Genomic DNA, 8,223 nt, shown 5'->3' on the forward strand with positions numbered 1-8,223 from the left:
TAAAAACATTTCTTTTCATTCTCATCTTATTAAGATTATCAATTACACATCTAACAATGATTCAGTTTTATTTAACTATCACACACTAAACGCATTGAGCATTGTATCCGTAACCTGAAATAAGAATAGATATAAAACTGTGGCTGAGATAATTGCAACGGAAAAATAGCAGCAAGTTACCCTCTCAGTTACTATGGTTAACTCAACCGCTATCAATATAAAGATAACGCCCCAATAAATCCGAAACACCACGCCACCAAAGCCATAATCACAACCATAACAAATTGAAAAATAACAAGTAAAACTTAAAAAACAAACGTCTTACATTTACAACAAGTCGCACTGCACTTAATAAATCAATTAAATCAATTAAATCAATTTAGGGAAATTTCCTACAACACCCCTATCGCCCTCCTATATTCGTAATTAAGGGGGTGAGTTATATTGTGCTGATTAAAAGGTCAACCTTGTTAATTTAACATTTTAAACAATCCTACTCAGTTCTAAACCAACACCCTTGTGGATAGACCAGATTATCAGGTCTACGCATCTAATTAGAGTAATACTATGAATAAAGTATTTAAAGTCATTTGGAATAGTGCCTTAGGCCGCTATGACGTTGCATCTGAAATCTCTAAATCAGGAAAAAAAACTAAGTCACTTTGCTCAGGAACTGTCGATACAACTTTAGGTTTAACGACCCCCTCTCGCCTGAGCCAGATTGCCATCACCTTGATGTTTACATTAGGGGCGAGCTCTGCTTTTGCTGCGGATGTAAGTGTTCCCGGATTTACACCTGAAGTTGATTTTACGCAGACGTTTAGTGGAGCCAACAATACTTTATCGGGGAGCTTTAGCAGCATTACTCGCGGAGCCAATGGTTTTACAAACATGAAGTTAGGGGATATTCCGACAGATAAATTCCTTAATGGTGCTGAGAATCTGCTCAGTAAAAATATTTTCAACTTGGGTTCAATGGTAACTGAAACCTTCCTTGACCCGAAAGGCACTGGCGCATTAATTACCATTAATGTGTATAACAACGACAAAATGTCAATTAAACCACTTGCTGATTTTTCGGTACCGGTTTCTCATGCGGTCGGTGAAAATGGTCAGTATGTGAATCGCAACCTATTCCATGTGCTGGATGGTAGCGACCTAAGTGTGAATGTTGGTAGCACTGCCGCAGGCTGGGTTAATGACAGCGATAACTATTTTAACGCCATTCTTAAAGGCAGCCTGAAAAGTGAAGCTGCAACAACGACCTCTTCAGGATTCTATGTTGAATCTACTACATCGGCCCAGAATACAGTCTTAAATTATAACGCTAAGACAGTGGTCAACTTGGGTAATAACAGTAATAACCTTCGTGACCGCGACACCGCAGTGGCGAATGCTGTACTTGATGACTTTACCGGCGCATTCACCAGCCCTTATCTAGGGGCCCAAAATGTTCAAAATTTTGCAGATTTCCAAAAATATAACCAAGACCTGATCGATGCTATTAAGAGTGGTGCTATTACACTGAGCAGTACCGCCTATCAGACAGAACTGGCGAGAGCCTATATCACTAATGGCAGCAATAGCTCACCTAAAGTTACCCCGATCTATCTTGATATGGGGATTGATGCTAATGATGCTGTAAACCATTTCGTTGATTCTGATCGTGTTGCCTTTATTCATGGTGAAGGTCAGCATGCCATAGTGAACATTGGTGCTGATGCCAATATTCAGGCTTATAACACCGATATTTCAGTGGTGCGTCTGGAAGACGGTGCAACATTGAATAATGCTGGGACACTAGGTTCAGCCGCAGGCACTGTTCGTGGCACCAATATTATTTTTGCCACTGATAGTACGGTAGTTATTGAATCTACAGGTGTTTTGGATGCAGGGACTAACCCTGACATGCTGGATTTCAAACCCACCCCGACCTCCACATTACCGCTATATGTTGCCAACGGCAGCCATACCGCTATTTTGGCTAATGGAACTTCGTCAGTCACCAACAATGGTGTGATTAATACCGCTTCTCGTGGGGCAAGCGTTTATACTCGCGCAGCGATGATCGATGGCAACTCATCCTTCGTCAATAACGGTGCAATCAACATCGCGGCAACTGTCGATTTAGTCCCTCCGGCAGGATATATGAATGAAGGGGTTAATGTTCAGAAAGGCTCTACCTTTGAAAATAACGGTACTGTCTATGTGGGTCGTCAAGCCCAACGTTCAGCGACTGATATCGTCACTGATCTGGCTATTAAGACCCAGTCTTATGCCGTCAAATTGCTACAAGATACCGTTAATCTGAGCAATATCGCCACCTTTACCAATAGTGCGACCGGTAAAATCGTGATTGGTAGCAAAACTGAAAACTCTATTGCTGTTGATGCGCAAGGGGTGAGAACGGCAGTCAATCAGAACGGTACCATCGAGCTAAACGGTGCGGGTGCAACACCTGGAGAAAAATCAGCGCAGAATATTGGTATCTTATCCCGTTACAGCGCCACGAATATCTTCAATAATGGCGACATCGTTATAAATGGTATCAATACCGTCGGTATTAAAGTGCTGACCAACAGCTCAGCCACTAACGCCGGTAACGTTTATGTGAATAACGGGCTTGATGCTGCCACTAATCTGGCGAACTACGGTATTCAGGCGGTTGGTGCAGGCGCGGTAGCTAATCTTTCTGGTCAAGTTTATCTTGCTGGCGATGGGGCTATCGGGGTGGTTGCCGAAGATAAAGGCACCATTAATGTCTCCGGTACCGGTCAGGTTGAGTTTGTCTCCGGCACCAAACAAGTGGGCTACCTGATTTATGGTGCCGGTGCGAGTGTTAATAACACCGCGGTTGGTGCTGAAACCGTTGCAACTGAAGGTTCTACCTTATATCGCGTCGATAAAGGGGCCTCTTTCGCTGGAACGACGGCCTCAACCATGAATGCAACGGGTAAGAACTCATCCCTTATTCAGGTTACGGGTGCTGGCAGTAGCTTTACCTCCGGCGCGTTAGATATGGTCCTGTCTGGCGAGGGCTCTACTGGGGTCAAAGTTGAAGGAGGAGCCACCGGCACCATCACGGCAGATGCCAGTCTGGAATTGAGCGGTGATGGGGCTACTGCCGGGATCGTCGATGGCAACTACTACGGCCTGGATGGTATTGCCACCGGTGCTACCGGAAAATCTGTCTTAACCAGTTCGGCGGTATTGACCACCGGTAACACCGCGTCTGGTGCCTATGGCTATATCGCCCGTAATGGCGGTGAGCTTATCCACAAGGGCTCCATTGATTTTACACAAGCAGGCAGTACTGGCGTGCTGGTAGACGGCGGGATTCTGACCAACCAAAACCTCATTACCGTAAATGGGACTGCGGTCAATATTCAGGGCGCTAACTCTACCGTGAATAACAGCGGTACCGTCAACGCGACCGACGGCACCGCCGCTTATCTGCTGGGTGCGGGTGCGAGCCTGACCTTATCCGGTAACGGTGAAACCAAAGCGGGCGGCACTGCCCATGGCGTACTGCTTGATACCGGTGCCACGGCACTGACCGTGGATGGCGCAACCATTACCATGACCGCGGGCGGCACAGGTAATGCGATTGAAAACAAAGCGGAAATTACCGGCATTCAGTTAAAAAACACCTCGCTGACGGTGGGTAATGGTGCAGGTATTCGTACCGGTGCCTCCATGGCGGCAACCAACTCTGGCACGATCAATGTCAACGGCAGCGGTACCGGTATTCTGTTTGCCAACACCGGCGACACCATCACCGATAATACGCTGGACATGTCCGACTCGGCCGATCTGGTGATTAACGTCAATTCAGCCGCGGGCAAAGGGATTGTCACCAACTCCAGCCAGGATCTGAAAACCGGTGCCAGCGTAAACGTCAATGATGCCGCAGGCGGTGCAGCGCTTATCGTTGGCGGCACCACGGCACAAGTGGAACAATCAGGTAACCTGAAATCTAAGTCACTGAGCAGCCCGGTGGTCGATATTGATAATGGTTTTGTTAACAGCTTCGTCAACAGCGGTACCATTCAAGCCAACAGCGCCACGCAGCAGGCTGTCGTAACCAATACTGGGACGGGTCTGGCCTTTACCAACGCCACGGGTGGCACAATTGTTGGCAAGGTGGATCTGTTAGCGGGCAACAACACCGTGACCCTGATGCAAGGCAGTAAAGGCAATGATTTCACCACCGGCGCGGGTGACGACCTGTTTATTCTGAAAGATCTTACATTAACTGATACAGGTGTGTTCAGCTCACTGAACGGCGGTACCGGCATGGATACCCTGCGCTTTGATAACTCGGCGTATACCCTGAGTAACGCTGCTGCCATCAGTAATATGGATTATATCGATCTGATCAATAACTCGACGCTGACACTGGACAATGTGCTGCTGGCGCTGGGTGACAGTCAGGATGACAATGCCAACACCGGTTTTAATCTGGGTGACGGCAGTCTGTTGCAGGTTAATAACCTGAATGCCGTGAGCTTTAACAGCAAGTTGAACGGCCTCGGCACGATGGCCGTTAATACCGCCGGTAATGCCTTTGATTTTACGGCTAATGCGGCACAGAACGCCTTTAACGGGGTACTGGCATTAGGTCACGCCACCTTTGAACTGGCGGCGGATAACACGACAGCATTAGTGAATGCCACCCTGAAACTGGGCGCGGACAGTATCACCACCGTCGGTGACGGTGTGCAAACTATCGGTGGGTTGGCCTTTGACGGCGGTACGGTGAAATTTAACACCGGCACTCCGGGTGAGACGGTGGCGAAAAGCACTATCCATACCACCAAAGAGATGAACCTGCTGGGCACCGGGACGGTGGTTGTGGACATCGACAGCGTCGACAACAGCCAGACGCCGGTCAATCCAGTACTGCCCATTATGGAGCAGGATGACGCCAATACCGTGCTGCAACTGGCGGTGAGTGATGTGGCCGTGCAAGGTAATGGCGGCAATCTGGTGCTGAAAGACCAGGATGGTAATGTCATTACCGATGCCACCACGGCCGATATTGCACAGAATGGCACCACGGTCGCCAAGGGCACTTACGATTATCGCCTGAGCAGCGGTACGGGTAACGACGGTTTGTATATCGGTTACGGCCTGACCGAAGTTGAACTGCTGGGCAGCGGTGCAGATGCACTGGCGCTGTATGCCACCAATAAAACCGGTCCTGCGGCGGATTTGAGTGCCAAAGTGACGGGCAGTGGTGAGTTGGCGATTGATACCGGTGCAGGAAATACGGTAACACTGTCCAATCTGGATAATGATTACACCGGTTCTACCGATGTACGCAGCGGCACCTTGCAGATGCTGAATAATAATGTGTTGGGGAATACCTCGCTGTTATCACTGGCAGCAGATACTGCCTTTGACATGAGGGGTCACAGCCAAACCGTGGGCGAACTGAACAGTACTGCGGGTTCAACGGTTGATCTCAATGGTGGCAGCTTAACCTTGAGTCAGGGCGGTGTGTCTGAGGGTGAACTGACCGGCAGTGGCGCGCTGACAATTGCCGCCAATGTGCTGACCGTTAAGGGTGCCAATACTGGCCTGAGCGCGGTGACCACCATTGCCAGTGGCGCACAAGCGTTACTGAACAATGCAGCGGGTCTGGGCGATGGCAATATCGTTAACGCCGGTCTGCTGACACTGAAAGGGGCGGCGGGCCAGTTAGCAAATGCTATCAGTGATGCTGGCAGTGTGGTGCTGGAAGATAACAGCGACATCACATTGAGCGGTGATAACCGCCTGTTCAGCGGCCTGTTTGCTATCACGAACGGCAGCCAGTTAACCGCTTCTCAGGCAGAACATCTGGGGACGGCAGCGGTCACTAACGACGGTTCATTGGTGCTCAATAGCGATAATAACTGGTTGTTGGCCAACAGCATTAGCGGCAGTGGTAGTCTGACTAAAAACGGTGACGGTACCCTGTCATTGACTCAAACGGCGGCCTATACCGGCCAGACAGATATCAATGCGGGTGGCCTGATGTTAGGCAGCAGCGCTGACCCCATGACGCTGGCAAGCCAGCAGGTGAATATAGCCAGCGGTGCCTTTATGGGCGGTTTTGGTGGCGTAGCGGGAGCGGTTGATAACCAGGGCGTGCTGTTTGTGGGCAACCCAACGGCACCGGTGGTACCGGCGATGGGCCGTCTGGCCCCGGCCAGTAACATCTTTACCGTTGGCACTGACTTAACCAACAGTGGCACAATTTTTATCGGCAATAAAACTAATGATGGTACGGGCACCACGGGGAATCAATTAGTGGTGAACGGCAACTACATTGGCAACAATGGTCTGCTGCACTTCAACACCGCGCTGGGTGACGATAACTCGGCCACCGACAGCATGATTGTGAACGGTAACACCAGCGGCACCACTAACGTAAGCGTAGATAATGCGGGCGGTACGGGCGCTAAAACCTTAAACGGTATTGAACTGATTCAGGTGAATGGTCAATCCGACGGTGAGTTTGTGAACCCTGGCCGTATCGTAGCGGGTGCATATGATTACTCACTGGTACGTGGGGTGGGTTCAAACGCCAGTAACTGGTATTTGACCAGCCTGAGTAATTTGCCGATTGATCCAGAGAACCCGGTTGATCCAGAAAACCCGGCGGGTCCAGGCGAGGAAACTAAACGTCCTGAAGCCGGCAGCTACACCGCGAACCTGGCCGCAGCCAACACTATGTTTGTGACGCGTCTGCACGATCGTTTGGGCGAAACACAGTATATCGACGCCCTGACTGGCGAGCAGAAAGTGACCAGCATGTGGCTGCGTAACGAAGGCGGACATAACCGTTCACGTGACACCAGTGGTCAGTTGAAAACCCAAAGCAACCGCTATGTGATGCAATTGGGTGGCGATATTGCCCAGTGGAGCAACGATGGTCTGGACCGTTTACACCTGGGTGTAATGGCCGGTTACGGTAATAGCAAGAGCGACACCCACGCGAAATCGGGCTATAAGTCGAGTGGTTCGGTTGATGGATACACCGCCGGGGTGTACAGCACCTGGTATGCCAACGACGAAGACAAGTCGGGCTTGTATGTTGACGGTTGGGCGCAGTACAGCTGGTTTAACAATAGCGTGCAGGGCGACGGTCTGGCGACGGAAGAGTATAAATCGAAAGGGATCACCGCGTCGGTCGAGAGCGGCTACACCTTTAAGATCGGTGAAAATCAGTCTAAGAACGAAACGTACTTTATCCAGCCGAAAGCCCAAATCACCTGGATGGGTGTGAAGGCTGACGAGCACCGTGAAGCAAACGGTACTCAGGTGAGTGGTCAAGGCGACGGTAATATCCAGACCCGTCTGGGGCTGCGTTCTTATATGAAAGGCCACCACGAAAGTGATAATGGCAAGGATCGCGAGTTCCAACCGTTTGTGGAAGCCAACTGGATCCACAACACCAAAGATTTTGGCACCAATATGAACGCCGTTGACGTGAAACAAGCTGGCGCGAAGAATATCGGTGAACTGAAAGTGGGTGTTGAGGGGCAATTGAACAAGCAACTGAATGTCTGGGGTAACGTCGGCCAGCAATTGGGTGACAAAGGTTACAGCGATACCGCAGTGATGTTAGGGGTGAAATACAACTTCTAATCGTTATTAGCTCTCATCAATAACGGTGCTTCGGCACCGTTATTGATTCATGCAGATACAATAACTGATCAAAGAAATTCAGCATTATATAAGCGGTACTGTTGCCAATAGTTGGCGATGATAAGCGAATATCCAATCTTTGCTAAAGTAGGTATATTACCCTCCCTCTTTCCATGGCCGACATTTTCAGATGAGCATCATCTTTAATGCTGTCCACTTATATTGCAAATACGGTATCAGATAGCTATACAACTAGCGCCATCGAGTCACCGAACAGCGTGATCCGCCAAACAATAAAAAAACGTAAGATAGCTGGGTGCGTAAAGTGAACTAGTTATAAATTAAGCATCATAATTGTAGACAACCCTATTCCGCGTAAAACTCACTTCCTATCCAGATAAATATTAGAGCCACCATGTTAGCTCACATCAGATATTAAGATGAGTTAACTAAATTTTTACCCCCCTTCTATTCAAACTGATATTTACAGTATTCTGGTTTTCGGCGAGTCGAACAAAGTGTCCAGTCATAAATAGATTTTTTAATTATCAGTTGATATCTGGTATTTTCTACAGATGAAATAAT

At 48.9% G+C, this 8,223-nt stretch carries 1 protein-coding gene; it reads left to right on the forward strand.

Features of this window, described 5'->3' with window-relative positions; genetic code table 11:
* Positions 1 to 567 precede the first annotated feature (567 nt).
* On the forward strand, positions 568 to 7,638 hold the full coding sequence (locus V2A85_RS19855) for an autotransporter outer membrane beta-barrel domain-containing protein (protein ID WP_420072166.1): 7,071 nt from the start codon (positions 568 to 570) through the stop codon (positions 7,636 to 7,638).
* Positions 7,639 to 8,223 lie beyond the last annotated feature (585 nt).

The sequence above is a fragment of the Yersinia sp. 1252 StPb PI genome (assembly GCF_048593885.1).
Taxonomy (GTDB): Bacteria; Pseudomonadota; Gammaproteobacteria; order Enterobacterales; family Enterobacteriaceae; genus Yersinia; species Yersinia enterocolitica_E.

Bases quoted from the DNA above. Each gene is read 5' to 3' on its own strand.
- V2A85_RS19855 (WP_420072166.1), top strand. From the start codon at position 568: ATGAATAAAGTATTTAAAGTCATTTGGAATAGTGCCTTAGGCCGCTAT.